Genomic DNA, 26,382 nt, shown 5'->3' with positions numbered 1-26,382 from the left:
TATTTCCTTGCCATTCCTGCATCACCTTCCGGACTAGATCCTATGGGATCCGGGTCCGAGATCTTCGTAGCACCTCACATCTCCAGACTGGCCGTGGCCCGATCGGCCAGCGGTCACGGTCTGGGCTACCACTGATCGACTGGGTGCAGGCCAAGGCCGCCGCCCGCGGCTGGCCGTTGGTGCGGCTGGCGACCTCCCGCGACAACCCCGCGCTGCGGCGGTACTACGAGGAGGCGGGCTTCCGGTATGTGACCGATCCTCCGCACGCCCGGTGGTCCGCGAGCCTGTACGAACGAGCAATAGGCGCATCCCACCCAACGGCCCGCGAGCACCGGGCACCACAAGATCGGTGACAGACCCAGTTCAGATAGCACTGGATCTCGCAGAGAGCCGCCGATCCTCAACCTCGCGCAAGCCCTCCACCAGCCTCAACCGGACCAACGGCGAGCTTGTCGAGCCCGTCGGTCACGGGCCGCGGCTGCGACGATCCCCGGTGCGCTGCTCAAGCCCCGCGGCGACGAACCCCAGAACGTCGATGAACCACCCCGACATCGCCCGCCGCCCCATGCCGCGGGAGTCGCCGGTGCTCTGCTCACGGTGGTCATCGTCGACACCGCGTACATCATCGGGACCGACCTACACGCTCTCGGCCTGTTCTGATCAGAACAGCGGTGGCCGCGGCCTCCAGTTCGGATGCCGCGGCACCGGCAGCCGAGAATGCGGATAACGGTACTGGCTCCGTGCCCGGCGAAGTGGCCCCCTATACCTCGGACAGCGTGCGCTCCCTGCCGCGATCCCGCTTCGCACGTGGGTTCGGTCGTGAGCCGGGTACTCGGAGGCGCCAGGCAACGACGAACGACCCACACGAGGAGGCAAGGTGTCCACGACCGAGACCGGCCAGGTGACCGGTACGAAGGACAAGGACTACAACCTGATCTGGTTTACCGAGCAGTGCCTCAGCAACGCGCTGCGGATGGAGCAATACGCGCAGGACGCCGAGCGTGACGGCGACGACGCGCTCGCCGAGTTCTTCCGCCGGGCGCAGGGCGAGAGCCGTAAGGGCGCCGAAGCGGGCAAGCAGATGCTCGCCGAGCGCCTCGCGGGCTGAGGGCATCGCAGGGTTCTGCGATGGTGGGGCGGCTCGACGATCGAGCCGCCCCACCATCCGCCGGGTTCCTACGGAGGGGATCGAGAAACCCGCGCGGCCGGTTGGGGCCGTGCACAGAGGTTCCCCCGGCGCGGCCAGCCGTCCAGTCGCAAATGGGCCGGCCATGACGACAGAGGCTGAAGCGCGGCGGCGGGCCGGCTTCGCCTCGTCGGCGGCGATCGAGCAGGATCTCGAGCAGCCGGCTCACGGGGGACCGGAGGAATGACGCGAATCAAGCACAAGCTACTCGCACCTGCCGAATGGTTGCCAGTTCACCGCCCGTGATCTCGCAGCGCGCTCCGGCGACGCGGACCAGCTCGGTCAGCGCGACCGGGTGGGCGAGTAGCAACGGAAGTAGTAGGTTCGCGGCGTGTCATTTCGCCGAGCTTGCCGCTGAGGCCCTAGCTGTCACTAATAAACCTACGGCCGTCCCGACGACCCCGAACGTGATCAGCTTCGCCTGTTCGTTCGTGGCGAAGATCGTCCCACCACCAGCCAACAAGCCCACCAGAAACGTCCTGTTGGCGATTACGAGCCATCGCGGAGGTGGCATGTCGGCCTTGCGGCGTCTATCGGTGTTCGGTGTGAACCAGGCGATCCCGCCAAGGCACACGCCAATCAGACCACCCCAGAGGAAGTTGGTCCGGGAGTGCAGATCGGCGCCGTCCGGTACCACTCGGCCGTGGGATGTCTCGAACGCGACCGGGTCATCCTTCCAATAAAGTGCCGTTACGTCGACGCCCGAGATCAGTTCCCGGGTCGCGGCAGGCACTGGTTGGACGTCGTCGTCGGGCAGGTGAACCCAAGCATCCTGCTCGGAGGTGTGAATCGGGACGAAGTGGTGCCGAATCTTCCAGCCGCCGCCTCGGGTTTCTGCGATCCGGCCCGGGACGTGCCTGAGGCAGGCCTCCTCCGCCAGAGACGTCGAGGTGCAGACCGGCGCTGAGGAACCCGCTGTCACGTTCGACCATTGAGCCGGAAACATAATCAGGCTGGCGATCCCGACAGCGAGGCTGAGTGCCCCAAACCCTCGTATGGCGAGATACGCCACTCGCTCAGACACACGAGTATCGTATGAGAACGTGTTTGAGGAGGCCAACCGATAGTGGTGGATGTCCGCCGTTGCCGGCGAGTGGTGGGACCTCCGCGGGCGATCCGCTGGGTGATGATGTTGATGGCAGCCCAGCGGATCATGGCCACGGAATGGGCGTGGTCGCGTTCGTAGTCCCGGCGGGTGCACGGTGAGTCGGACGAGGAGGCGCCCGACCGCCCACCGTCGCGGGATCACGGCGAACCCGCGCTGGTCAGCGGGGCATACACGCAATCTGCAGCGTGGTCGCAAGGATCGTCCGGCCCAGTCCACGAGGCAGTGGCGAACCCGCCATCGGCGAAGACGACGGGCGCCGCCGTGCCGAGACAGGTCCCAACCGGGCAGGTTCGGCGCCATTGCGGACCTGCACCGAGATGCCGGCGCACTGTTGCCAAACATGAGTGCGTGGACGGATCTTCACACGTCACCGCGTCGACGGATCGTGGCGAGGAAGGGGCGCACGCCCGCGAGGCGGGATCAGATCGGTCCGGTGGCCCACTCCCGCAGCCGGGGCCGGGGCCGTCCACCGTTGATGAAGCGCGCGGCGGCGGGTGTAAATAGCAGCACTGTTCCCCCGACCGAGAGCCCCAGTAACACGACGGGGATCACAACCAGACCCGAGGTCCGCGACGCCGCGATCGATATCGCCCAGAACAGCGGCAGCGTGAAGATGATCGTCATGATCGTCAGCGCGATCCGGGCACCCCAGCGCCCGAGGAAAGCGAACACCGCGGCCACGACGTAGAGCAGAGCAGCGCCCATCACGACGACGACCACGACCCGCATCAGCACGGCCATGTCGTGTGCGAACCCCGTGCTGTACGCGTCCCAGGGTGGCTTGCGAGGCGGCACGGGCACGGCGGTCACCAGGAGGTAGGCCCCGTAGACGAGGAACGGCAGCGCGCCGGCGATGAGAAGGACCACCGCCACGATCACGGTTCGGGGACGCACCGCTCGACCCCGCTGCGGGGCGGTTGAGCTGACATCGTCCCGTCCCTCGGGCGGATGGTCGGCGGAGCGGTCGCCATCACCCCGTGGATCGGACGAGTTGCTCACCACGGCACCGTAGCGCGAGCGAACCCGACCGGATGCCACCGTCGCCCACGACGTCCGGATCATGCGCTTGGGTACGGCGGAATCGCCTTCGTAGTCCCGCCAGGCGGCGCTGGCGCGGTCAGCCAGGCGAAGGTGTGTTCGACCTTCAGCGTCGACCAGCGAGCAGGTCCACCCGCCACCGCGTGCGCCGTAGCGACCCGAAATAGCCGGCAACCATAAGCAAGAGCAACGCGGCGGCGAGCCAGTACCACCAGACTGAAGTGACGACTGCCGCCGTCATCTCGACTGCGAGGATCAACCCGCCGCCGATCAGCACGAGGCCGCGGTAATGAGTCATTCGATCGACGTAACGGGCGGCCAGTCGCCATGCTGCACGCCGGAGCTGCGGATCGGCGAGCACTGGCCCACCCGCTGCCGTGCGCTGTACGACACGGCGGTCCTCGGCGGGTAACGAGCCGAGGTGCTCCGCACGCGCGGGGCCGGCGCGTCCAGTGCGTCGTGTACGGATCGCGTGAGCTCTACGCGGACACCGAGGCCGCGACAGCAGGCGCAGCATGATGCGCGATTCACAGGGGTCATGCCATGTGAGACGTCACCACGACGTCTGCGGGGTCCGCCGAACAGGCGCTGCCACCGGCGCCACGCGGTGGGGGTCGAGCCGTGCCAGGAGCGGCCGCATCACCCGGGGCGCCCACCAGTTGGCCCGACCGGCCATTCGCATCAAGGAGGGCACCAGGACGGCTCTGATGATCGTGGCGTCCACGACGATGGCCACGGCCGTTCCGATGCCGATCATCTGCAGGTACATCACCTGCCCGGTGGCGTAAAGGGCGAACGACAGCGCGAGGACGCCGGCTGCGGCCGTGACCAGTGGGGCGCTGCGTTGCAGACCTTCCAGCACGGCACGGTCGGCGTCACCGGTGACCTCGAAGCGCTCCTTGATGCGGGAGAGCATGAACACCTCGTAGTCCATCGAGAGTCCGTAGGCGACGCAGAACATGAGGATGGGGAAGGCCGGATCGAGGGTGCCGATCGGGGTGAATCCGAGCAGGCCCGCCAGCCCACCGTCCTGGAAACCGGCGACCAGCACACCGAACATCACCGCGAGGCTCAGCAGGTTGAGCACGGTCGCCTTGACCGGGATCAGGAGGCTGCCCGACATCACGAGCAACACGACAAAGGTGATCAGCAGGATCAGGATCGCGACAACCGGGACCCGGGCGAGCAGCTCGGCACGCAGGTCGGTCAGCTCTGCGGGAAAGCCGCCGAACCGCGCGTCCGCAAACGGGGCCGGCACCGCCCGCACGTGGTCGACCAGCACACCGACCTCGGTTCCGGCCAGCACGTCCCGCGTCGGCACGACCTCCAGTCGAAGCCCGGACGGACTCGCGTACCGCCGAGGATCAGCGGTGTCGCGCACCCGGACCCCCGCCGCGAAGATCCCCGCCCCGGAGTTGACCTGCGCGATGCCCGCCACGGTGGACAGTCGAGCCGCATAGGCGGCGACAGCATCGTGAGAGGCCCCCGTACCTGTCGTCGACACGATGTGGATCGCGTCGTGGGCCTCCTCCGCGAAGCCTGCCCGCAGGTCGTCGTACACCTGGCGGGTGGATGCGGTCGGCGGCAGCACGCGGTCGTCGGGCAGCCCGATCCGCAGCCCTGCGACCGGCGCCGCCAGCAGCGCGACGACGAGCAGGCCCGCGAGCATGAACGGCAGCGGTCGGCGCATCACCTGCGCGCCGAATCGGTACCAGAACCCGCTCTCGTCGGCGACGGACCGCGCGGGTGTCCCTCGGCGCAACGCCCGCCGGCCCAACACCGCCAGTGCAGCGGGCAGCAGCACGACCGCGCCGATCACGGCCATGAGCACGACGATCACCCCGGCGTAGGCGAACGAGCGCAAGAACGGGAACGGGAAGACCAGCATCACCGAGAGCGATGCCGCGACGGTGAGCCCGCTGAACACGACCGTCCGGCCGGCCGCACGCACGGTGCTGGCGACCGCGTCGGCGGTCGTCGCGCCGGCGAGCAGCTCCTCGCGGAACCGGGCGATGACGAACAAGCTGTAATCGACGCCCAGACCGATGCCCATGACCAGCGTGATGTTCGCCGCGAAGGTCGACACCTCGGTCACTGCTGCGAGCCCGCGCAGCGAGGCGAGCGTGCCGAACACCGAGAACAGGCCGACCCCGAGCGTCAGCAAAGCCAGCCGAACCCGACGGAACAACACGACGAGCAGGATGAGGATGAGCGGGAGGATGAGCAGCTCGGCGCGCAGGAAGTCGGCCGTGGCCAGCTCGCTCACCTGCGTGGAGATCGGCTCGGAGCCTGCGACGCGCACGGAGATCGTCGCCTCGCCCCGGGTGAAGGTCGACAGCAGCCGGTCGTGGATCGCGCCGCGAACGGTGGTGGCGTCACCGGTGAGGTGGGCGAGGATCACGGCCTGGTCCCCGTCCCTGCTGCGCATGGTCGGGTCGCCCGATCGTGACCAGTAGGACCACACGTCGGCCACCAGCTGGTCGCGTCGCAGATCAGCAGCGACCGCGGCGGCGGCCTCCGCGACCGCGGGGTCGTCCACCGATCCCCGCTGGGCCGTCACCAGCAGGATGAAGTTCGCCTTCCCCGTCCCGAAGTCGCGCGCCAGCACATCCTGGACCTGCACCGACTCGCTCCCCGGTGCTTCCCAGCGGCTCAGGACGAGCGCGTTCGGCGCGCCGGCCCCGACCACTGCGAACAGAACCATCACCACCGCCCCGACGAGCAGGATCGTGCGCCGATGCTGCGCCGCACAGGCGCCCAGCAACTGCAGAGGTGACATGCGAGGGAACGCTCCCGGTCCTGCTACCGTCCAAAACACGAGCGAATGCCCGTGTTTGACCGAAAATACGAGCACCGACTCGTATTCGTCAAGGAGGTCACGTGATCGAGGCACGCCCGGTCCGGCGACAGGCACGCGGTGAGAAGCGGATCAGCGAGATCCTCGACGCCGCGCTTGCACTGTTCGCCGAGAACGGCTACGAGGCGACGTCGACCAACGCGATCGCAGCGCGGGCCGGCATGTCACCCGGCTCGCTCTACCAGTTCTTCTGGAACAAGGAGGCGATCGCCGAGGCGCTGTCGACGCGGATGATCGAAGGCCTGCGCAGCGCGCACGGATCCGCCTTCGACGCCGACGCGGTGGCGTCCCTCCCGCTCGTCGAACTCGTTAACCGCATGATCGACCCGCTCGTCGCGTTCAACGTCGCCAATCCTGGCGGGAAAGCGCTGTTCGGCAACACCGACATGCCCGCCAGGCTCGCCGAGGCGACCCGCCCGCTGCAGGACGCCGTGATCGGCCGGGTCGCGGCCGTCCTCGCCGTCCGCGCCCCATCGCTTCCCACAGCGGACCGGGAACGGGCGGCACTGGTCGCCGTCCAGATCGTCAAAGCGATGATGGGACCCGTCGTCGCGGCCGACGGCGCGGAGCGCAACGCGCTGACCCGCGAGATGAAGGCCGCTGTGGCCGGCTACCTCGCCCGGATGGACGAGATCGACTGACGACGCCTCGCCCGTGCATCGAGATGAACCTCAGCGCGGTCTGGACATGATCGAACGACCTTGCGGTTCATCTCGATGCCGACGCCATCGGCAGTCCGTACCGATGCGAACCACCTTAGCCGGTTGCCCTACTTCCGCGAGGTCGGTGATCTGTGGGTCGAGGTCAAGCCAGGTCCAGCACACGTGGCCGAGGTCTTCGATGCGGCGACCGGGCCCGGTCAGGTCCCAATCGATGAACGCGTGCGGGCGGCCGCCATTGGCGGGCTCGCGATAGATGGTGTTGCCCGGTCAGATCGTGGTGACACACCGCGGGAGTACCGCGACGAGCTCGCTGAACGGGTCCAGGGGTCGGAGCGGCGTCCGGGTGCTTCAGTGCGAGCATGACCGCCGCGGGGCCGTTGGTCGTCCGAAGCGGGGGAGTGGACCGGGCAGGGGCCGTGGCCGGCCTCGGATCCAGTACGGCGACGGCGACCGTCCGGAGTTCCTTTGGGTCGGACCGGGTGGACTGGGGGTCGGGCTCGGCTGTACGGCGCGAGTTCGGTCATCCGATCGCGGCCGAGCAGGATCAGTCCTCGGCCCGGGTGGCGGCCGGGCTGACCGAGTCCGGCCGCAGCCCGTCGGCGAGCCTGCGCAACAGATCGTCGAGCAGGCCGGCGTCGGGGCCGAGGATCGCCTGGAACTGCTGCTGGACATCGACCGACGCGGCGTCCCACGTCGCGAGGGCGGCGCGGCCACGCTCGGAGGCGACGATCAGCACCCGGCGGCGATCCTGATCATCCGCTCGGCGCAGCACCAGGTTGGCAGAGACCATCCGGTCGACGAGCTTGCTGAGCTTCGGGGCCAGCATCATCGTGTGATCGGCCACCACGTTCATCGGGCAGCCGCCCTGCTGGACGAGTAGTGCCAGGATCCGCCATTGATCGATCCCTGAACCGTGCGCTTTGAGCGCATCGTCGAGGCGCTGGGTGAGCTTGCGCTCCACCAGGGACAACAGGCGCAAGGACTCGTCGCTGACCAGCGTCGTTCGGTCCGGAGGCGCCGCCATCGTCGAATGTTATCCCTACGATTGGAGTAACTCGATTCGTGCGGCGCGTGACTAGCGTGTCGCCATGGCTCTGGTCGCGACGCCGAAGCACCTCACGGTGCCGCCGCTGCGCGGGCGCGATGTCCTCAACATGGCGCTGGTGATCCCGCTGCAGGGCCCGGCCGGCATCTTCGGGCCCTCTTGCGAGAGCTGCGCGGCGCTTGCCATGGAGGAGATCAACGCCGAGGGCGGTGTGCTCGGGCGCGAGCTGAACCTCGTGCCGGTCGACGGCGGTGCCGCACCTGACATCGTCGCCAAGGATGTCGACGCGCTGATCCGGGCGGGCGCGGTCGAGGCCGTCACCGGGTGGCACATCTCGGCCGTGCGGGAGGTCGTCGCGCCCCGGATCGACGGCCGCGTGCCCTACGCCTACACCGCGCTCTACGAGGGTGGCGAGAGCAGGCCAGGGGTGTTCCTCACCGGCGAGACGCCGGATCTGCAGCTCGGTCCGGCGCTGGGCTGGTTCGCCGAGTCGATCGGCGTCCGGCGCTGGACGATCGTCGGCGACGACTACGTCTGGCCCCGCCGCTCCGCCCGAGCAGCGCACCACTACCTGCGGCGGATCGGTGGCACGGTCTGCGACGAGATGTACGTCCCGCTCGGCACCGTCGACTTCTCCGGCGTGCTGCGCCGCGTCGAGGCCAGCGGCTGCGAGGCCGTGCTGATGCTGCTCATCGGTGATGACGCGGTCGAGTTCAACCGCGCGTTCAGTGCCACCGGCCTGGACCGCGACGTGCTGCGGTTCAGCTCGTTGATCGACGAGAACGTGCTGCTCGCCTCTGGTGCCTACAACACGCGCGGGCTGATGACGTCGGCCGGCTACTTCGAGGACCTCGCCACGACGTCCGGGCTGGATTTCGCCTCCACCTACTTCCGCCGGTTCGGCCCGGACGCGCCGGTTCTCAACAGCCTCGGCGAGTCGTGCTACGAGGGTGTTCGGCTGCTCACCGAGCTCATGCGCCGCGCCGGCTCCGTCGCTGTGCGCCCGATGACGGCCGTCGCGGAGGGCCTGTCCTACGAGTCCCCGCGCGGCACCGTCGAGCTGCGCGACCGGCACTTGCGGCAACGGGTTTTCCTCGCCGCGGCCGACGGGCTGTTCTGGGACGTCATCCAGCAGCTGTGACCGTTGACACCCAAGGTACCCCCGAGTACTTTCCTAAGAAAATATTTCCTCTGAGGGGTGTCAGATGGCGACGTACACCTACAGGTGTGGTGCGGACGGTCCTGTCGACGTCCGCCGTCCGATCGGCACGGCGCCCGAGACGATCGACTGCCCGGCCTGCGGCGGGCCGTCCGCACGGATGATCACCGCGCCGATGCTGGGACTCGCCGACCGCGGGCGCATGGCCGTGCTCGACCGGACCGAGGCCTCGCGCTTCGAGCCGCCCGTCGTCTCCTCCATCCCGACGGAGCCGCGCACCCGCGGGCGCCGACCGGATCCCCGCACCGCCAGGCTGCCGCGCCCCTGACGACCCGGGCCGGCACATCGGCCCTCGGAACGTTCCCGACCCGGTCCTCGCCCCGCAGCGGGCGTCGATTCGTGCTGTTCCCAGATGAGGAGTTCGCCATGCCCGAGGTCGTGTTCCCCCTCGATTCGATGAAGAAGTTCACCGAGCAGCGCATCGTCGGGCACAATCGCTGGCACCCCGACATCCCGGCGCTCGTGCGGGTGAAGCCGGGTGACTCGTTCCGCGTGCACTGCCGCGAGTGGTTCGACGGCGCGATCCACAACGACGACTCCGCCGACGACATCCTCAATGCGCCGCTGCCCGGCGTCCACGTGCTGAGCGGCCCGATCGCCGTCGAGGGCGCCCAGCCCGGTGACCTGCTGATCGTCGACATCCTCGACGTCGGGCCGATCCCGCAGGAGGACTCCGGCCCGCTCGCCGGCCAGGGCTGGGGCTACACCGGCGTCTTCGCCACCCGCAACGGCGGCGGGTTCCTCACCGAGCAGTTCCCCGATGCCTACAAGGTGATCTGGGACTTCCGCGGTGGCGTCGCGACCTCGCGGCACGTGCCGAGCGTGGCGTTCACCGGCATCGTGCACCCCGGGCTGATGGGCACCGCGCCGTCGGCGGCCCTGTTGGCGAAGTGGAACGCCCGTGAGGGTGCGCTCATCGCCACCGACCCGAACCGGGTGCCGCCGCTCGCACTGCCGCCGCTGCCCGATTCGGCGATCCTCGGCAGCCTCTCGGGCGACGAGTTCGACCGGGTCGCCCGAGAGGCCGCCCGCACCGCCCCACCGCGGGAGAACGGCGGCAACCAGGACATCAAGAACCTCACCAAGGGCTCGCGGATCTTCTACCCCGTGTTCGTCGACGACGCGAAGCTCTCGATGGGCGACCTGCATTTCTCGCAGGGCGACGGCGAGATCACGTTCTGCGGCGCGATCGAGATGGGCGGGTTCATGGACCTGCACGTCGACCTGATCAAGGGCGGCATGGACACCTATGGGGTCGCCGAGAACGCGGTGTTCATGCCCGGCCGCACCGATCCGCAGTACAGCGAGTGGCTCGCCTTCTCCGGCACGTCGGTGACGCTCGGTGGCGAGCAGCGCTACCTGGACTCGCACCTGAGCTACCAGCGGGCCTGTCTGCACGCGATCGACTACCTGCAGAAGTTCGGCTACAGCGACATCCAGGCCTACATGATCCTGGGTGCCGCGCCGATCGAGGGCCGGCTCTCGGGCGTGGTCGACATCCCGAACTCGTGCTCGACGGTCTACCTCCCGACCGAGATCTTCGACTTCAACGTCCGGCCGGGCAAGGACGGCCCGCACCAGATCGACCCGGGCATGGGCGTGCCGAGGTCGGCGGCCTGACCCTCACTGCGGAGCGGGGCCGGTCAGGTCCCCGCTCCGCCCGCGATCGGAAAGGTCGGAACCCATGGGATCTGTCGGGCTCCTGTTCGTCGGGGCGGTGCTGTTCATCAACGGCGTCATGCTGCTGGGCTGGGTCGACGCGAAGTCGGCGGCACCGATCAACTTCTTCGTCGGCGCACTGCAGATCATCACGCCGACCTACCTGATCTTCACCGCCAACGGCGACGCGGACACGATCCTGTCCGCCGCCGGGCTGTACCTGTTCGCCTTCACCTACCTCTACGTCGGGCTCAACCTGACCTTCGACCTCGACGGCACCGGCCTCGGCTACTTCTGCCTGTTCGTTTTCCTCTCCGCATTGGTCTACTCGGGGCTGAACTTCTTCCGCCTCGCCGATCCCGGCTTCGGCGTGATCTGGCTGCACTGGGCGTTCCTGTGGTTGCTGTTCTTCCTCGTGCTGGGCCGCAAGGTCGAGAGCCTGTCGCGCTACACCGGCGCGGTCTGCGCGACCCAGGGCTGGGTGACAGCGTGGCTGCCGGCGTTCTTGCTGCTCACCGGCAGCTACGGCGATCTCGCGACCGTCGTGGCGATCGTGCTCGCGGTGTTCGGTGTCGTTGCCTACGCCGCGCTCTACGTCCGGCTGAGGTCAGGCCCTTCGCCGATCGCACCGACCGCCCCTGGCGGCCAGCACGTCCCGGCTTGAGAGCCGTCAGGCGTCCCCGGATCTGGGGTTGCCCCAGGTCGGGTGTCCCGTCTGATGGATGAGAGCAGTTCGCCGAGCCGTCGCGTCGAGGAACTGGCCAACCCGAACCAGACGATCAGCTCGTGCAAATGGTGAAGGCGCGCTTGCCTGAGTAGAACGGCTTGTCCCGGCCACCAACAATGCCGATCCGGTCAATACCCGGCAGCGATTCTTCGAGGGATCACGTAGGCCTTGCCGCGGGCAACCTCGATATCACCTCAGAGCCTCGACCAGACCAACCGGGCGCCGGACCAACGAGCCTGCGAAGGCGATGTGCGCGTCAACCCCAGCAGGAGGCCCCGTGAGCGTGTTCGACGAGCTGCTCGACCAACACCCACGCTCGCCGCCGACCTCGCGCGGCCGGCCACCGACCTGAACAACTACCAGGCCTTGCTGCCACCCGTCGTGCGCTCCGCAAACGGCCAGTCAGCCGAGCAGAAGGTTCCTCGGGCTCGGCCGTCCGCAGACGTCGACGTCGATCACCGCCGACCTGCCGTCGTGAGGTCACCTCGGGTCCGGTGTCGCCGCACGTCCAACCCGGGTGTGACGTCCACGCGCCGCGCCGCGCCGCGTCGCGCGGCTGGCCCTCTGGGCACGGATCGATCGGCCCCGTTCGGTGACCACCGTCAGCCGGCTCGTTCCGCGTCGACGTAGCGTCGGCAGAGGTTGAAGCACTCGACGATCACGGCGTCGACGAGGTGCGCGGCCGTACTGCCTGATCCGGCGTGGTTGGTCTGCTCGACGAGGTAGTCGGCAGTGCCGTGCATCGTGTTGTAGAGCAGCACTGCGGCGGCATGCGGGTCGGCGAGGGTGAAGGCCCCTGCCGCGGCTCCGGCGTCCAGGATGCTTGCGAGTCCGGCCGCGTGCCTGTTCATCGCGGGGTCGGCCGCGTGCCCGTGCTTGGCGCGGCGATTCCCCCCGTCGTCGGTCCCACTGGGATGCAGGAACAGGGCGTCGTGGAGTTCGGCGTGCGCAAGGTAGCCGCGGATGCTGGACTCCATCCAATGCAGCAGGCGGCCCATCCAGTCGTCGGTGGCGAGCCGGTCCAGCTCCGCCTGCTGCCGGGCGGCCAGGTCGTCGACGAAGCGGTCCTGCAGCGCGCCGAGAAGTTGGTCCTTGGACCGGAAGTACAGGTAGAAGGTGCCTTTGGCGACCTTTGCGCCGACGGTCACGTCGTCGACGGTCAACCCGGTGACGCCCTTGTCCAGCACGATCTGCAGCGCAGCGTCCAGTAGATCGCTGCGGCGCCGTTCCGGTGCCTCCGTGCGCTGCCCCACGCGATGTCCTTCCTCTTCGTCGCACCCGTTGACACCGCTCATTGTGTCCTCATCGGCCACGTGGTCGGGATCACTTGTAAGCGATAACTGTTTTCAATAAACTGACTGTCGGTCAGTCAGAGGGAGGTAGCGCATGGCGACGGGTGCCGTCGGGTTGGGTGGGACGTCGACCGAGCCGCTGGTCGAGCCGTCACGGCGGCGGCGTTTCGCGGTCATCGCGGCCATGTACCTGGTCGCCGACATCGGCTACTCGTTCTTCTTCGGGGCGCTGAGCACGATCCTGCTGCAGAGCGGAATCCCCCTCGAACAGCTCTCGCTGATCAACCTGCTCGGGCTGCTGTACGTCGGCCGGTTCCTCGTGGGGCCGCTCGTGGATCGCGTCGGCTTCGGCCGTCTCGGTCGCTATCGCGGCTGGTTGGTGACAACCCAACTGGTACTCGTGCTCGTCTGGCTCGCAATGGCCCCGCTCGACCCGGTGCTGAACATGCCCGCGGTGCTGGCGCTGGCGACGGCTGGTCTGGCCGTGTCGGCGCTTCATGACACCGCGATGGGCGGGCTGGCCGTGCGGCTGCTGCCGGCACGGGATCGCGGGGTGGGCAATGCCATCCAGTCCGGGATGGCCGGCCTCTCGATCGTGCTCGGCTCGGGCGGGGCGCTACTGCTCTACGCCCACGCGGGCTGGAGCGTGACGGTCGTGGTGTTGGCGACCCTGTACCTCGTGCCGTTCGGAGTGCTGGTGTTCGTGGCCGAACCGGACACCACGACCGCGGCAGCGCACGGGATGCCCTTCAGTGAAATCGCATCGCTGTTGCGGCAGCCGCGCACCGGCGCGTGGGCTCTGCTCGTCATGCCGATGTTCATGCTTGGCGGCTTCCTCGGGACCGGGGTGCTGACGCCGATGATGCTCGCCGCGCACTGGAATCTCGGCGAGATCGCACTGGTATCGGGCACCCTGAGCGGCGTCGCGTGCCTCGCGGCGGCGTTCGGGGCGGGTGGGCTCGTCAGCCGGTTGGGCCGGCGCCGGGCCGCGGCCATCGTCGGCGGAGCCTGGGCTGTGGCACTGGCGTTGCTCCTGCCTCTTTCCCTGGGCGGCACGGCCGTGCCGATCGACGCGGTGGCCGTCCTGATCGGGTACGTGGCTTACACGGGCTGTCTCGTCTGCATCTACACGATCTCCATGGATCTGACCCGCCCGTCCTCGGCGGCCACCGACCTCACGCTGCAGCTCGCCGTGGTTGGCGTGATACGGCTCGGCGCGACGTCGGTGGGGCTGGGCCTGGCAGCTGCCGCCGGCTTCCCCGCGGTGGTCGCCGCAGCGGCGGTGCTCGCCCTGGTGGGCACGGCGATCACCACGCGCTGGCTGCGCAGTCACCCGGTCGCAGACACACCTGCAACACGCAAGGAGCGCTCATGACCATCACCGCACCATCCACGAAACGACGTGGGCAGCGGGCTGCCGCGCCGCCGGGCCCACCGAGCGTGCTGCAGCACGCCAATCGCAGCGTGCGTTCCCGACAGGTCGCCGCCGTGATCGTCGGCACCGCCGTCGTGGTGACGCGCTTGCTGCAAGCGGTCGGCCTGGCCGTGCTCGTCGCGGCCGCGCTGACCGGGCAGGCATGGGAGTCCGCATCGTGGGGGCTGTGGCTGGCCGCCGCCATGGTGCTCGGGCGGGCGATCCTGTTGTGGGTAGCCGAGTCGATCGCGCAGTCCACTGCGCACCGCGTGACGGCGAGCACGCGTCGGCTGCTGCTGGAGCACCTGCTCGTGCTGGGCCCTTCCTACGTCGCAACCCGGCCGAGCGGGACGGTCGCGGCCACACTCGTCGATGGTGCCTCGGCACTGGAGGTTGCGGTGGCCCGAGGACGTCCGGGCCAGTTGCTCTCCTGGGTCGGACCGCTGCTGGCAGCGCTCGCGATCGGGGTCGTCGACCCGCTCAGCGGCCTGCTGATAGCCGTCGCACTGGTGATCGTGCAGACCGCCGGACCGATCTGGAACCGGATCGGCCGGAAGGGGCACGACGAGGTCTTCACTGACATCGCGGCCATGGACGGCACTTTCGTCGAGGCGGTGCAGGGGATGCCGACCGCCAAGGCGTTCGGGGCAACCGAGCGCGTGCGGGACCGGCTCGCAGCCCAGGCCGAACGGGTCCGCCGCGCCAGCATGCGGACCCTCAACGCGCTCTTCACCCAGGCACTGGCCACCCGCTGGGCGATCGCGGGCGCCGGTGCCGTAGTGGTCGTGCGAGCCGGGTTCCTCGCCGCCGACGGTCGGATATCGGCGGCCGCAGCGCTGGCCGTTGTGTTCATCGTGCTCGTCGCGTTCATCCCCGTGGACGAGGCCAGGCAATACCTGCACGCGACCTTCGGTGCCTCGATGGCCGCGGCCAAGCTCGACGCATTCCTCGCCGAGCGCTCGTCGCTGCTCGAGGAGGAGCACGCCAGCACGCTGCCGATCCCACCATCACGGGTGAGCCTGGAGGATGTCTCGTTCGCCTACCCCGACCGTGCCGAGGACGCCCTCTCCGGTGTGACCCTGGAGCTGTGCAGGGGACGCACGGTCGGGTTGGTCGGCCCGTCCGGATCCGGCAAGAGCACGCTCGTCTCGCTGATCCTGCGCCTGGCCGACCCGACGAGCGGGCGGGTCCGCGTCGACGGCCACGACCTGCGTGACCTGGCCACCGCCGACTGGTGGCGCCACGTCGCCGTGGTCAGCCAGGACACGCACTTGTTCCCCGGCACGCTGCGCGAGAACATCGCGCTGGCCGTCCCGGACGCGACCGTCGACGAGGTGGAATCCGCGGCAGCCGCCGCCGGCCTCGCCGCTGACATCGCCGCCATGCCCGACGGCCTCGACACCCCGGTGTCCGAACGGGGCACCAACCTCAGCGGGGGCCAACGCCAACGCATCGCGATCGCGCGGGCCCTGCTCGTCCAACCGGCCGTGCTCGTCCTCGACGAGGCCACCGCTGCACTGGACGGCCGGACCGAGCAGGCCGTTCACAGCGCCATCACCAACTTGGCGCACGATCGCGCCGTGCTGGTCGTCGCCCACCGGATGTCGACGGTTCGCGACGCCGACGAGATCGTCGTGCTCGACGACGGCCGCGTCGTCGAGCGCGGCACCCACGAGTCCCTGCTCGCAAGTGGCGGCACCTACCACCGCCTCATCCAGTCCGGAGCAACGCTGTGACGACCGCAACGACAACCGATTCCATCGAACGACCGCTCTGGAAGCTCCTGCCCTACATGGCCTCACGGCCTGTCGTGTTCGGCCTGGTGATCGTGTCGGGCCTGCTCTACTACGCCACCGTCGCCGTCCTGCCCGCGCTGACCGCGTACGCCGTCGGCACGCTCGTCACGGAGCAGGGCGGCGCCGCAGGCGCGTTGCTCGTCGGGATCGGGTTCGCCGTTGCCGTCGCCGGGATCGCCCAGCTCTGGCAGACGAGCATCGCCCACGACTGGGCGTACCGCCTGCTCAAGGACTTGCGCGTCCGCATCGTCGAGGGCATCGCCCGCGCCACCCCTGGCCGGCTACTGGGCCGGCGCACCGGCGACCTCGCCGAGATCGCCAAGAACGACGTCGGCGCGACGGAGATGTTCTTCGCGCACACCGCCGCCGACTACGTCGGCGCCACGCTCGTCTCGATCGGGGCGCTCGTCACCGTCGCTGTGCTCAACCCGCTCTGCGCGCTCGTGATGGCCGTCCTGATGGTGCTGGTCGCCGCGGTGCCCGCCGCGCTCGCCCGGAAGGCCGGGCAACAGGGGGCGAGACTGCGCGCAACGCGCGGGGACGTCGCCGGCGAGACCACGGACGTCATTCAGGGCATTCGGGAGTTGGCGTTGGCCAGGCGTGGCGCCGACTACGTCGAGCGCGTGCTGGCCCGCGGCGAGGAGCTCGCCGGCGCGCACCGCCGGTACGCGCGCCGGGCCGGCGTCGAGCTCGTCAGCACGGAACTCCTGCTCGGTCTCGGCCTCCTCGTGCTCGCCGCCGTCGCCGGGTCGCAGGCCGTGGCGGGCGCGCTGGCGCTGCCATGGCTGCCGGTGGTGATCGTGCTGGGCACCTCGGCACTGGCCCCGCTCGCCACGGTCTCCGCCACGGCCCGCACCCTCGGCGACGTCCGCGCCGCAGCGGCCCGCGTCCTGGCCATCATCGGCTATCCCGCGCACGTCGCCGAGCCGGCTACGCCGCGTCGGTTCAGCGCGGACGTTCCCACCGTCGAGATCGACAACGTCCGGTTCAGCTATCCCGGGCACGCCGAGGACGTGCTCCGCGGGCTGTCCCTGCGGATCGCTCGGGGCGAGACGGTCGCGCTGGTCGGGCGGTCCGGCGCCGGCAAGAGCACCTGCGCGCACCTGCTCCTGCGGTTCTGGGACACCACCGCAGGTGCCGTGCGGATCGGTGGAGTCGACGTGCGGGACATCGCGACCGACAACCTGCGCCGCACCGTCTCCCTCGTCCCCCAGGACATCTACCTCTTCGACGACACGATCGCGGGCAACATCCGCCTCGGCCGCCCCGAGGCGACCGAGGCCGAGATCGAGAGCGTCGCTCGGATCGTCGGCGCGCACGCGTTCATCAGCGCGCTGCCCGACGGCTACGACACGCGCTGCGGCGAGCGCGGAGCGCAGCTGTCAGGCGGGCAACGTCAGCGCATCGCCATCGCGCGAGCACTGCTCACCCAGGCTCCCGTACTGGTCCTCGACGAGGCGGTGTCCAGTTTGGACAACGATAGCGAGCGTGCCCTGCACGAGAGCATGGAGGCATTGCGGGGCACCCGGACCACGCTCGTGATCGCCCACCGGCTCTCGACGATCCGCCGAGCCGACCGGGTGGCCCTCCTGGACCGCGGTGTCGTGGTGGCCGAGGGCACCCACGACGACCTCGCTACGGGCTCGAGCGCCTACCGGCTGCTCCTGGCCGACCAACACGGATCCGCCGGCATCGACCCAGGATGATCCTCGATCCGGCCAGCCGGATGCGCCGCGGGTGGGAGTGGTCCAACCTCGTCCCACTGGTCGACCCGGTCGCCGGCTGCGGCGTTGGGGATGTCGCAGTCGGCGATCTCACGGATCTGGCGGGCGTTCGGTCTGGCGCCACATCGACAGGACAGCTGGAAACCGAGCACGTCGGTCGACGACTACGAAGCAGCACGATCGACGATCGACCGGGTCCGCCGCGACATCGGACAGCTGCTGTCGCACTACGACGTGCTCGTCGGTGCAGCGGCGCCGGGCGCGGCACCACGAGGTCTCGCGGCAACAGGGGATCCGATCCTCAGCCGGGCGTGGCAGGCGCTCGGGCTCGCCGCCGCGACCGTGCCCGGGCTGCGCAGCACGGGCGGGCTGCCCCGGGGGATCCAGGTGATCGCGCAGTCCGAGCTGGTCGCATTGCGCGCAGCGGCCTGGATCGAGCGGGTTCTCGCCGACCGATCGACCACGATCAGCGGTGCGATGACGTGATCCGGTGTGTCGATCCGGGCGGCGCGGGACGCGGGTGTTCCGGGTGCCCGCCGGTCCGCGAAGGCTGGTCAGGGGAGTTGCGGGACGTCGTGGGCCGCGGCGAGGTCGGAGGGGTGCGTGGCCAGCGGGGTGATGCCGATCGTCATGTGGGGGAACAGTGGGAGACCCCAAAGGATCTCGTGGAGCTGCTGGTTCCCGTCGACGGCGAAGACGCTGAGGTTGGCGTATTGGCCTGCGCATCTCCAGATGTGGCGCCAGTGTCCTGAGCGCTGCCATTGCTGGGAGTAGGTCTTCTCGCGGGCGAGGAGGTCGGCGCGCTCGACCGGGTCCATGTCCGGTGGGAGCGCGACGTCCATCCGCACCGCGTAGAGCTCGGTCATGCCGGGTCCAGCCGGAAGTCGTAGGTGACCTCGACCCCGCGGCCGGACGTGACGGGTGTGGGCCGCAGGATCAGCGCGGGCTTGACCGCCTGTGCCACGTCGTCGGCGATGTGGTCGCCGCCGTCGAAGTACAGCTGGCTGGTGACCGGGAGGCGATCCGGCGCCGAGACCTTCAGGTGCAGGTGCGCGGGCCGCCAGGCGTGCCAGCCGGCTGCGGAGATGAGCGCGCCGGTGGCTCCGTCGGTAGGGATCTGGTACGGGGCGGGTTGCACGGTGTGGAACGTGTACCGGCCGTTGCTGCCGGTGCGGATCGTGCCGCGCAGGTTCCACTCGGGGATGCCCGGGGCGAACTGCGAGTAGTAGCCGTCGGCGTCGGCCTGCCAGAGGTCGACGGTCGCGCCCTCGATCGGGTTGCCGTCGAGATCGGTGACGGTCCCCCGGAACCGCAGCGGCGTGCCCGGCTCGCCGTCGCGCATCGGGAGGGTCGCCTCGCCGGCGAACTCCGGGGCTCCGGGCACGTGGTAGGGGCCCTCGATGGTGCCCACCGCGCCCCGGCGGTCGGCGGTGCCGACCTCCTCGACGACGTGCTCGACGAACACGTCGAGGAACAGGGGCCACTCGCCGTCCTCCCCGACGCGGATCAGCCACGCCTTGAGGGCGTCGTACTCGGCGTAGGTGAGCTCGTGCTCGCGGATGACGTCGTGCAGCGCGGCGAGTGCGGCGCGGGCGACGGTGTCCACGCGGGCGCTGTCGACGGGCGCCGCGTCGCGCTCCTTTTTCGCGAACGTCGCGGTCGCCGAACGGCCGGAGTCGGCGGCCGTGGGGTTGGGGTCGGCGGTGGTGGTCATGGCGATGGGTCTCCTCACGTGTCGGTGCAGTTCGGGAAGGCGCTGGTCAGCAGTCCTGGCGGTAGTGCGCGAGCTTGTCCGGGTCGATCTCGATGCCGAGGCCGGGGCCCGGCCGGACGGCGAGCTCGCCGGCGACGATCTCCAGCGGCTCGGTGAGCAGGTCGTCGGTCATGCCGAGGAAGTTGGACAGTTCACCGGCCCGGTACGAGCTGTGCCGGTGGGCTGCGCCGAAGGCGACCGAGCAGGCGGTGCCGATCTGGCCGTCGACCTGGTTGCCCATGACGACCTCGACGCCGAGACCCTCGGCCTGGTGCAGAACGCGCTGCGACGTGCTGAAGCCGGTGCGGGCGGTCTTGATGCTGATCATGGTCGCGGAGCCGCCGAGCAGTTCGCGCGTGACCTCGCCGGGCGTGGTGGCGCTCTCGTCGGCGACGGTCGGGACGGTCGTCTGCGCGACGAGCCAGCGGCGGCCGAGCACGTCGTCGGCGGGGCAGAGCTCCTCGGCGAGGGTCAGGTCGAGGTCGGCCATGGCGCGCAGGGCGCCGGCCGCCTCCGACGGTGTCCAGCCGCGGTTGCCGTCGACGTAGAGCTCGACGTCAGGCCCGAGGGCCGTGCGCAGGGCGCGGCATGCGCGGACGTCGAGGGCCACCGGCCGCCGCCCGACCTTGACCTTGAAGGTGGTGATGCCGTGCTCGTCGCGGACGCGCTCGGCTTCGGCCACCATCTCGTCGTCTGGCGCGAACCCGACCATGTGCGTGACCCGCATGCGGTCGGCGAAGCCGCCGAGCAGCTGCGTCACCGGCAGCTCGAGGGTGCGGCCCAGCGCGTCCCACAGCGCCATGTCCAGCGCCGCCTTCGCCGTCGGGTTGCCCACGGTGCGCTCCAGGCGGGCCCGCGCGACCTCGCGGTCGAGCAGTGACAGTCCGACCAGCTCCGGGGCGAACACCTGCTCGATCACCGCCAGGATCGAGGTCTGTGTCTCGCCGTAGGTGTAGGGCCGTGGCGGTGCCTCGGCGACGCCGATCACCCCGTCGTCGGTGTGCGCGCGGACGAGCACGTGATCGGCAGTGTGCACCTCGCCGCTGGCGAAGCGCATCGGCTTGCGGTAGGGGATCGCGAACGGGATCGCCTCGATGCTGACGATCTTCATTCCGAGGCACCGATCCGGGCGGACCCGGCGATCAGCACTCCGCCGAGGAACGCCGCTCCGACGACGGCGAGCAGGGTCGCGGCGAGCACGACCGAGCCGCTGATCAGCGTCGTGAAGTTCATGAGCACGAGCGCGGTCACCACCGCGATCCCGACCAGCCCGAGCACCGGCGCGACCCGCGTGTTCCACACCCGTCCGTCCACGCGGTTGCGGGCGAAGAAGACCAGGATCGCCATCGCGGTGAGCATCATCAGGAGCAGGATGCTGACGGTCGCGACGCCGGACATCCAGGTGAAAAGCGTCCGCACCGGGTCAGCACCGGCGACGGCGAAGAGGCCGAGCAGCACGGCGGCCGACGCGCTCTGGGTCGCCGATCCCACGTAGGGCGAGCCGTGCCGCTCGTGCGTGCGGGCGAGCGCCTCCGGTCCGACGCCCTGGCGGCCGAGCGCGTAGAGGTAGCGGGAGATGGCGTTGTGGAACGCGAGCAGCGCGGCGAAGAGGCTCGTGAGCAGCAGGACGGCCATCACGTCGGCGAACACCGGCGCCACATACTGGGCAGCGGCGGCGAAGACCAGACCCGCGGTGTCGGCCTGCGCTGCGGCCTGGACCTGGTCGGGTCCGTAGGCCACGACGATCGTCCAGCTGGCGATCGCGTAGAACACCCCGATCAGGATCACCGCGATGTAGGTGGCGCGCGGGATCGTGCGCCGGGGCTCGCGCGCCTCCTCGCCGTAGATCGCGGTGGCCTCGAACCCGACGAAGCTCGCGACCGCGAACATCACCGCGATGCCGGTGCCGTCGCCCTGGAAGAACGTCGAGAAGGAGAACGAGGTGGCGGCGTACCCCGCCGGGCCACCCTTGGCCAGGATGGTGACCGCGAGCACGACGACGACGGCGATCTCGACGACCAGCACGACCCCGAGCACCCTGGCCCCCAGGTCGATGCTGCGGTAGCCGAGCACCCCGACGACGGCGATCAGGGCCGCGCCGAGGACCCACCACGGGATCTCCGGCCCGCCGTACTTCGTGATCAGGCCCTGCAGCGTCGTCGTGGCCAGCCCGTAGATCGCCGCCTGGATCGCGGTGTAGGCCAGCAGCGCGAGGCCGGCCGCGCCGAGCCCGAGCCGCGCACCCAGCCCGCGGGTGACGTAGGCGTAGAAGGCGCCGGCGTCGACGACGTGGTGGCTCATCGCCGCGTAGCCCACGCTGAAGACCAGCAGGACGACGGCGACGACGAGGAACGCCATCGGCACGCCGGGACCGTTGCCGATGGCCAGCATGACGGGCAACGCACCGCCGATCGCGGTGAGCGGGGCTGCGCCGGCGACGACGAGGAAGACGATCCCGGCGACGCCGATCGAGCCGCGTAGCGTGTGTGCACGGTCGGTGGCCTGCTCAGTCATGGTTTCCTCCGGGAACGGCCGAGCAGTGGGCGCTGCGGGTGCGGGGGACGTCGAGCGCGGGGTTGCGGTCGAAGAAGCCGACCGGTTTGAGCGTGAAGCCGCACGAGTCGACGGGCATGATCGGCCAGTCCTCGGGCCGCGGGAAGTGGGTGAGGCCGAAGGTGTGCCAGACGACGAGGTCCTGGCCGTCGATGTCGCGGTCACCGGCGACGTAGGCGGGCAGCCCCGCACCGCCGGCGTGCTGGTTGACGAAGTCGCCTGCCGCGTAGCGCTGCGCGGGGTCGAAGCGGGTGACCCAGAGATGCTTGCTCGCGAACGTGGCGCGGCTGTGGATCGAGGACGCGTCGTCGGCGAGGAGCTCGGGGTTGCCCTCGGGCATCAGGGCGTAGGCGACCGGGTCGCCGAGCCGGTTGCGCGAGCCGGGGTTGGTGACGTGCCAGACGCGGCCCGCACGGGGGTCGGCCATGCGCTGGGCCGCGGACTCGCGCCGCAGCGGCGTCCGCCGCTGAGTGAAGGCGTTGCCCCGCGGGTTGCCGTGACCCATCGGGACGCGCTGGACCTCCACCTCCTCGACGAGGTTGGCCGCGCCGTCGACCGCCATGTCCAGGCGGGCGCTGAACAGGTGCTGGTGGTAGGGGGCGCCAAGACCGGGCGCCAGCTGGGAGGCGTACGGGTTGCCGCCCTCTGGCTTGCCGTCGTAGTCAGGGCCGGGGTATGCCGAGGTGAACACGACACCCGTGGCCTTGACCTCGCACTCGATGGTGCCGTCGAGGTAGAGGTACCAGTAGAAGCCGTAGTCGTAGTTGCCGATCGTGGTGAAGAACGAGATCACCATGCGGCGCTGCCGCCGGGTCTCGGCGGATCCCGCCCACAGATCGGTGTGCTTCCAGAGGATCCCGAAGTCCTCTTCGTGCAGGCAGATCGCGTTCGGCAGCACCCGCGGGTGGCCGAACTCGTCGGCGAGCACGGCGTCGAGGTAGGTGATGTCGCCGACGCAGTCGCAGCCGAGCTCGAGCGCGTTGGCGTAGCGCCCGATCATGTACTCGCCGGTGTCGAAGTAGTTCTGCCAGCTGCGGACGGGGGACGGGTCGGCGTACGGGACCACCATCTCCGAGATCGAGGCCCGGTGGACGATCGGCCGGTGCCGCTCGCCGTCGCGGAAGGCGACCTGGTGCAGCACCAGGCCCTCCCGGGCGTCGAACCCGATGCGCAGCGACCAGTTCTCCCACTCCAGGAGGTTGCCGGTCATCGTGAACGACGGCCCGTCGGGCTGGGTGATCTCGATCGGTTTCTGCGAGGTGCGCAGTGGCCCGGTCACGGCGACGTCGTCGTAGTTGGCGGGCTCGGCCGGGACCGGGACCGCCCCGATGTCGATCACCTGGGTCGCCGTGCGCGCCACCACGTCGACGTAGCCGACGAGGCCGTCGACGGGGCGTCCCCAGGCGTGATCGCGCGGGTGCTCCTGGACGAACGCGAGCCCGCGCAGGATCCGCCGTCCCGTCTCCTCCGGGTAGCCGAAGACGCCGGCCGAGAGCGGGGCGACCCGGACCTGCGCGACGTCCAGTCCGCGCGCCGCCAGTGCCGCGAGCCAGCGCTCGTCGCGGGCCAGTACCTCCTCGACCAGCTCGAACTCCTCGTCGAGCACCGGCAGCTGCCCGTCCGCGACGGGATCGAGGAGGCGCTCGCCGAGCACCGAGCCCCCGGCGATGCCGACGCGGACGTCGCGCCCTTCGGCGCTGGCCGTGTCGTGCAGGAGGACGCGGGCCACCCGCTCGGGTCCGTCCAGCACGTCCTTGGCGGGCTCCTCCAGCCCCAGGTAGACCACCCGGGCGGTGTCGGGCAGCAGGCCGGCGTCGACGAGGATCCGCCGGGTCCGGATGATCTCGTCGGCCGTCAGGAGACCGAGCGGGTGCGCGGTCGGTGCATCGATGGTCTGCGTCATCGGAGCGACTCCTTGGTGGCAGTTGTGCGGTCGGGACGCAGGAACAGCAGCGTCGCCAGTGCGGCCAGCGCGAGGACGCCGCCGGTGAGGAGGAAGCCGTGGTCCAGGCCGGCGGCCATGTTCGCGACCATGTCGGGCGTGCGCTGCTGCCCGGCGGCCGCTGCCCGGTAGCCCGCCGCCTCCATCAGCACCCCGATCACGAACGGCGAGCAGATCGCGCCGACGGACGCGATCCCGCCCAGCACCGCCATGACCAGGCCGCGCTGCTGCGGCGCTACGGCGAAGGCCAGCGCGCTCGGCAGCATCGGGTAGATGAGGCTGCAGCCGGCCGCGACCGTCAGCAGCACCACGGCGAGCGCCCCGCTCGTCGCCGGGAGCAGCAGGAACGCGGCCGCAGCGACCGCGGCGGCGACGCCGAACGGCACGGCAATGGCCGAGCGCACGCTGCCGCCGCCGAGCATCAGCCGCCGGCCCAGCACACCGAGCCCGAGCAGCAGGCCGGCACCGAAGAGCCACGGCAGGGTCGAGACGACGCCGACCTCGCTGAGCGACAGCCCGATCACGCCGGTGAGGTACTGCGGGGACCACGTCGTGAGGAAGCCCTGGGTCCAGAAGTTGCCGAACCCGCCGATCACGGCCGCGGCGAACGTGCTGCTCAGCAGGAGGGTGCGCACCGGGATGACCGTCGTCGGCTCCGCCGGCGCCGACCGCTCGGCCGGTCGGTGCCCGGCGAACGGCCCGTCCGACCCGAGGAGCAGCCAGGCGAGCGACCACACGAGCCCGACGATTCCGAGCAAGCCGAACGCCCAGCGCCAGCCGAACTCGACGATGACCCAGGCGAGCGCCGGTGCGGCGACGACCGGACCGAGTGCCGATCCCGCGGCGACGATGTTGCTGGGCAGCGCCCGATCCGAGGGGGCGAACCAGCCGTGCACGGATGTCAACGACATCGCGGTCGCCGGTCCCTCGGCGCCCCCGAGCAGGATCCGGGTGACGAGCAGGATCGCCGCACCGCCGCCGAGCAGCATCGGGAACTGCACGAGGGCCCAGAACACCCCCATCGCGAGCAGGATCCAGCTCGACCGGACCCGTCGCGACAGGATCCCCACCCCGAACGACACCACGGAGTAGAGGAAGAAGAACGCACTGCCGATGAACCCGAACTGGACCGCCGAGAGGCCCAGCTCGGGCATGGCCAGCCCGGCGACCAGGCCCAACACGGCCTTGTCGGCGAAGGCAATGATCTGGAAGGCCACGAGCAGGGCCGTGACGATCCAGGCCCTGCGGTTCATCCGCCCGTCCCGGACGGCGGCGGCGAGCGTCCCGGGGTCGGGTACGGCGTCGGTGGAGGAGCTCATCGCACTCCCTCGCTGCGCTCGGTCGACGCTTCGCGAAGGCGCTGTGTCGATGATTCGCTCGTAAGCTCGCTCATTGGTTCTCCGATCGAACGGGCGGTGGTGGAGCGCGTCAGTAGAGTTCGATCACGAGGCGGGGACTGCGGGCGCGGGAGACGCACAGCGCGATCTGGTCGCCCGCCGCCCGGTCGGCCGCGGACAGGCAGCTGTCGCGGTGGTCCGGCACGCCGTCGAGGACGCCCGACACGCACGAGCCGCAGACGCCCTCCTGGCAGGAGGTGAAGACCTCGATCCCGTTCTCCTCGAGGACGGACAGGATCGAACGGTCGGCGGGGACCTCGAACTCCTCGCCCGTGTCGAGCTCGACGACGAAGGCCTGGTCGGCGGAGGTGTCGATCTCGGCCGCCACGAAGTGCTCGACGTGCACGTTGTCCGCGCCGACGATCGGCGCGAGCGTGGCGACGACCTGGTCCATGAACCCGTCCGGGCCGCACGTGTACACGCGGCTGACCGGTCCCAGGCCGGCGGCGCAGGCCTGCAGCAGGCCGGGCTGGTCGGCGCGTGGCACCCCGAAGTGCAGGTGGACCCGGTCCCGGAAGTCCGCGCGGTGCTCCAGGAGGTCGGCGAAGGCTGCCTCGTCGCGGGAGCGGGCGAAGTAGTGCAGGGCGAAGTCCGCGCCGTGTCGATGCAGCTCGTAGGCCATGCTGAGCAGCGGCGTCACTCCGATGCCGCCGGCGACCAGGAGGTGCCGGTCGGCGTCCGCGGCCACGGTGAGCAGGTTGCGCGGCGCCCCGATCTGCAGGGTGTCGCCGACCTGCACCTGGTGCAGGGCGGCCGAGCCGCCGCGGGAGCCCGGCTCCTTCTTGACCGCGATCAGCAGCGATGCGGCGTCGTCGGGTGGCCCGCAAAGCGAGTACTGGCGCAGCACCCCCGTCGGGCCGACGACGTCGACGTGCGCGCCGGCCTCGTACGGCCCCAGCGGCGATCCGTCGGTGGTGACCAGCCGCAGGCTCCGAATCCCGGCCGCCTCCTCGACGACCTCGCTGACGCGGACCGCGACGGTTGCCGTGTTCGTCACCGTCATCGTCATC

Annotated in this window: 22 protein-coding genes and 1 pseudogene; 10 read left to right on the top strand and 13 right to left on the bottom strand. The window is 70.1% G+C overall.

Annotation, left to right across the window (positions count from 1 at the left end):
- Positions 1-877 precede the first annotated feature (877 nt).
- Positions 878-1,108: a hypothetical protein gene (locus LL648_RS32305; protein WP_232666579.1), complete on the top strand. Its 231-nt coding sequence runs from the start codon at positions 878-880 to the stop codon at positions 1,106-1,108.
- A gap of 412 nt (positions 1,109-1,520) precedes the next feature.
- On the opposite strand, the gene LL648_RS32300 is transcribed toward LL648_RS32305, so the two are convergent.
- The 4 genes from LL648_RS32300 to LL648_RS32285 all read right to left on the bottom strand — a co-directional run bounded on the left by LL648_RS32300 (position 1,521) and on the right by LL648_RS32285 (position 6,111).
- Positions 1,521-2,210 (bottom strand): hypothetical protein, encoded by a 690-nt coding sequence (locus LL648_RS32300; protein WP_232666578.1) that lies wholly within the window; start codon positions 2,208-2,210, stop codon positions 1,521-1,523.
- A gap of 504 nt (positions 2,211-2,714) precedes the next feature.
- Positions 2,715-3,188, bottom strand: a complete 474-nt coding sequence (locus LL648_RS32295) for a hypothetical protein (protein ID WP_232666577.1) — start codon at positions 3,186-3,188, stop codon at positions 2,715-2,717.
- 250 nt (positions 3,189-3,438) lie between these two features.
- Positions 3,439-3,693: a hypothetical protein gene (locus LL648_RS32290; RefSeq protein ID WP_232666576.1), complete on the bottom strand. Its 255-nt coding sequence runs from the start codon at positions 3,691-3,693 to the stop codon at positions 3,439-3,441.
- Between the two features lie 192 nt (positions 3,694-3,885).
- Entirely contained in the window at positions 3,886-6,111 is a 2,226-nt protein-coding gene (locus tag LL648_RS32285) for an MMPL family transporter (RefSeq protein ID WP_232666575.1), read from the bottom strand.
- Between the two features lie 101 nt (positions 6,112-6,212).
- On the opposite strand from LL648_RS32285, the gene LL648_RS32280 reads away from it, so the two are divergent.
- Positions 6,213-6,830, top strand: coding sequence for a TetR/AcrR family transcriptional regulator (locus LL648_RS32280; protein ID WP_232666574.1), 618 nt, complete (start codon positions 6,213-6,215; stop codon positions 6,828-6,830).
- Between the two features lie 565 nt (positions 6,831-7,395).
- Here LL648_RS32280 and LL648_RS32275 read toward each other — a convergent pair.
- The gene (locus LL648_RS32275) at positions 7,396-7,875 is read right to left on the bottom strand and encodes a MarR family winged helix-turn-helix transcriptional regulator (protein ID WP_232666573.1); all 480 of its coding nucleotides are present in this window, start codon (positions 7,873-7,875) and stop codon (positions 7,396-7,398) included.
- 64 nt (positions 7,876-7,939) lie between these two features.
- Here LL648_RS32275 and LL648_RS32270 point away from each other — a divergent pair, with 64 nt between their 5' ends.
- The 4 genes from LL648_RS32270 (at position 7,940) to LL648_RS32255 (ending at position 11,438) form a co-directional block, all read left to right on the top strand.
- On the top strand, positions 7,940-9,037 hold the full coding sequence (locus LL648_RS32270; RefSeq protein ID WP_374112142.1) for a substrate-binding domain-containing protein: 1,098 nt from the start codon (positions 7,940-7,942) through the stop codon (positions 9,035-9,037).
- A 64-nt stretch (positions 9,038-9,101) separates the two neighbouring features.
- Positions 9,102-9,383 carry an FmdB family zinc ribbon protein gene (locus tag LL648_RS32265; RefSeq protein WP_232666572.1) on the top strand — a complete coding sequence of 94 codons (282 nt, stop codon included), beginning with the start codon at positions 9,102-9,104 and terminating at the stop codon, positions 9,381-9,383.
- A 98-nt stretch (positions 9,384-9,481) separates the two neighbouring features.
- Positions 9,482-10,735: a formamidase gene (gene fmdA, locus LL648_RS32260; protein WP_232666571.1), complete on the top strand. Its 1,254-nt coding sequence runs from the start codon at positions 9,482-9,484 to the stop codon at positions 10,733-10,735.
- A 64-nt stretch (positions 10,736-10,799) separates the two neighbouring features.
- Positions 10,800-11,438 carry an AmiS/UreI family transporter gene (locus LL648_RS32255; RefSeq protein WP_232666570.1) on the top strand — a complete coding sequence of 213 codons (639 nt, stop codon included), beginning with the start codon at positions 10,800-10,802 and terminating at the stop codon, positions 11,436-11,438.
- A 665-nt stretch (positions 11,439-12,103) separates the two neighbouring features.
- Here LL648_RS32255 and LL648_RS32250 read toward each other — a convergent pair.
- The gene (locus LL648_RS32250; protein WP_232666569.1) at positions 12,104-12,754 is read right to left on the bottom strand and encodes a TetR/AcrR family transcriptional regulator; all 651 of its coding nucleotides are present in this window, start codon (positions 12,752-12,754) and stop codon (positions 12,104-12,106) included.
- Between the two features lie 223 nt (positions 12,755-12,977).
- On the opposite strand from LL648_RS32250, the gene LL648_RS32245 reads away from it, so the two are divergent.
- From LL648_RS32245 to LL648_RS32230, 4 genes and pseudogenes are all read left to right on the top strand, one after another.
- Entirely contained in the window at positions 12,978-14,168 is a 1,191-nt protein-coding gene (locus LL648_RS32245) for an MFS transporter (protein WP_232666568.1), read from the top strand.
- Positions 14,165-15,943, top strand: coding sequence for an ABC transporter ATP-binding protein (locus LL648_RS32240; protein WP_232666567.1), 1,779 nt, complete (start codon positions 14,165-14,167; stop codon positions 15,941-15,943). Before LL648_RS32245 ends, LL648_RS32240 begins: the two co-directional genes overlap by 4 nt.
- Positions 15,940-17,709, top strand: a complete 1,770-nt coding sequence (locus LL648_RS32235) for an ABC transporter ATP-binding protein (RefSeq protein ID WP_232666566.1) — start codon at positions 15,940-15,942, stop codon at positions 17,707-17,709. The genes LL648_RS32240 and LL648_RS32235 overlap by 4 nt, the downstream gene beginning before the upstream one ends.
- A gap of 42 nt (positions 17,710-17,751) precedes the next feature.
- Positions 17,752-17,877 (top strand): annotated as a pseudogene (locus LL648_RS32230) (IS630 family transposase); the annotation flags it as partial.
- A gap of 404 nt (positions 17,878-18,281) precedes the next feature.
- Here the strand turns inward: LL648_RS32230 and LL648_RS32225 are convergent.
- From LL648_RS32225 to LL648_RS32195, 7 genes are all read right to left on the bottom strand, one after another.
- Positions 18,282-18,593, bottom strand: coding sequence for a muconolactone Delta-isomerase family protein (locus tag LL648_RS32225; protein WP_232666565.1), 312 nt, complete (start codon positions 18,591-18,593; stop codon positions 18,282-18,284).
- Positions 18,590-19,441 (bottom strand): catechol 1,2-dioxygenase, encoded by an 852-nt coding sequence (catA, locus tag LL648_RS32220; RefSeq protein WP_232666564.1) that lies wholly within the window; start codon positions 19,439-19,441, stop codon positions 18,590-18,592. Before catA ends, LL648_RS32225 begins: the two co-directional genes overlap by 4 nt.
- A gap of 46 nt (positions 19,442-19,487) precedes the next feature.
- Entirely contained in the window at positions 19,488-20,591 is a 1,104-nt protein-coding gene (locus tag LL648_RS32215; protein WP_232666563.1) for a mandelate racemase/muconate lactonizing enzyme family protein, read from the bottom strand.
- Positions 20,588-21,994, bottom strand: a complete 1,407-nt coding sequence (locus LL648_RS32210) for an APC family permease (protein WP_232666562.1) — start codon at positions 21,992-21,994, stop codon at positions 20,588-20,590. Before LL648_RS32210 ends, LL648_RS32215 begins: the two co-directional genes overlap by 4 nt.
- On the bottom strand, positions 21,987-23,936 hold the full coding sequence (locus LL648_RS32205) for a primary-amine oxidase (protein WP_232666561.1): 1,950 nt from the start codon (positions 23,934-23,936) through the stop codon (positions 21,987-21,989). Before LL648_RS32205 ends, LL648_RS32210 begins: the two co-directional genes overlap by 8 nt.
- Complete coding sequence (locus LL648_RS32200) at positions 23,933-25,294, bottom strand: MFS transporter (protein ID WP_232666560.1); 1,362 nt, start codon at positions 25,292-25,294, stop codon at positions 23,933-23,935. The genes LL648_RS32205 and LL648_RS32200 overlap by 4 nt, the downstream gene beginning before the upstream one ends.
- A gap of 109 nt (positions 25,295-25,403) precedes the next feature.
- A complete protein-coding gene (locus LL648_RS32195; protein WP_232666559.1) occupies positions 25,404-26,381 on the bottom strand; it encodes a PDR/VanB family oxidoreductase in 978 nt (325 codons plus the stop codon).
- Position 26,382 lies beyond the last annotated feature (1 nt).

Origin of the sequence: Pseudonocardia sp. TRM90224 (genome assembly GCF_021245725.1) — a bacterium.
Classification (GTDB): domain Bacteria; phylum Actinomycetota; class Actinomycetes; order Mycobacteriales; family Pseudonocardiaceae; genus Pseudonocardia.
Note: the sequence above shows the minus strand (reverse complement) of the source record. Positions and strands in the feature narration are given on the sequence as shown.

What these genes read in the sequence shown, in the direction of transcription:
- LL648_RS32285 (WP_232666575.1), bottom strand. Translation starts at nt 6,111, where the DNA reads ATGTCACCTCTGCAGTTGCTGGGCGCCTGTGCGGCGCAGCATCGGCGC.
- LL648_RS32275 (WP_232666573.1), bottom strand. Translation starts at nt 7,875, where the DNA reads ATGGCGGCGCCTCCGGACCGAACGACGCTGGTCAGCGACGAGTCCTTG.
- LL648_RS32270 (WP_374112142.1), top strand. Translation starts at nt 7,940, where the DNA reads ATGGCTCTGGTCGCGACGCCGAAGCACCTCACGGTGCCGCCGCTGCGC.
- LL648_RS32265 (WP_232666572.1), top strand. Translation starts at nt 9,102, where the DNA reads ATGGCGACGTACACCTACAGGTGTGGTGCGGACGGTCCTGTCGACGTC.
- fmdA (WP_232666571.1), top strand. Translation starts at nt 9,482, where the DNA reads ATGCCCGAGGTCGTGTTCCCCCTCGATTCGATGAAGAAGTTCACCGAG.
- LL648_RS32255 (WP_232666570.1), top strand. Translation starts at nt 10,800, where the DNA reads ATGGGATCTGTCGGGCTCCTGTTCGTCGGGGCGGTGCTGTTCATCAAC.
- LL648_RS32245 (WP_232666568.1), top strand. Translation starts at nt 12,978, where the DNA reads ATGTACCTGGTCGCCGACATCGGCTACTCGTTCTTCTTCGGGGCGCTG.
- LL648_RS32240 (WP_232666567.1), top strand. Translation starts at nt 14,165, where the DNA reads ATGACCATCACCGCACCATCCACGAAACGACGTGGGCAGCGGGCTGCC.
- LL648_RS32225 (WP_232666565.1), bottom strand. Translation starts at nt 18,593, where the DNA reads ATGACCGAGCTCTACGCGGTGCGGATGGACGTCGCGCTCCCACCGGAC.
- catA (WP_232666564.1), bottom strand. Translation starts at nt 19,441, where the DNA reads ATGACCACCACCGCCGACCCCAACCCCACGGCCGCCGACTCCGGCCGT.
- LL648_RS32215 (WP_232666563.1), bottom strand. Translation starts at nt 20,591, where the DNA reads ATGAAGATCGTCAGCATCGAGGCGATCCCGTTCGCGATCCCCTACCGC.
- LL648_RS32210 (WP_232666562.1), bottom strand. Translation starts at nt 21,994, where the DNA reads ATGACTGAGCAGGCCACCGACCGTGCACACACGCTACGCGGCTCGATC.
- LL648_RS32205 (WP_232666561.1), bottom strand. Translation starts at nt 23,936, where the DNA reads ATGACGCAGACCATCGATGCACCGACCGCGCACCCGCTCGGTCTCCTG.
- LL648_RS32200 (WP_232666560.1), bottom strand. Translation starts at nt 25,294, where the DNA reads ATGAGCTCCTCCACCGACGCCGTACCCGACCCCGGGACGCTCGCCGCC.
- LL648_RS32195 (WP_232666559.1), bottom strand. Translation starts at nt 26,381, where the DNA reads ATGACGATGACGGTGACGAACACGGCAACCGTCGCGGTCCGCGTCAGC.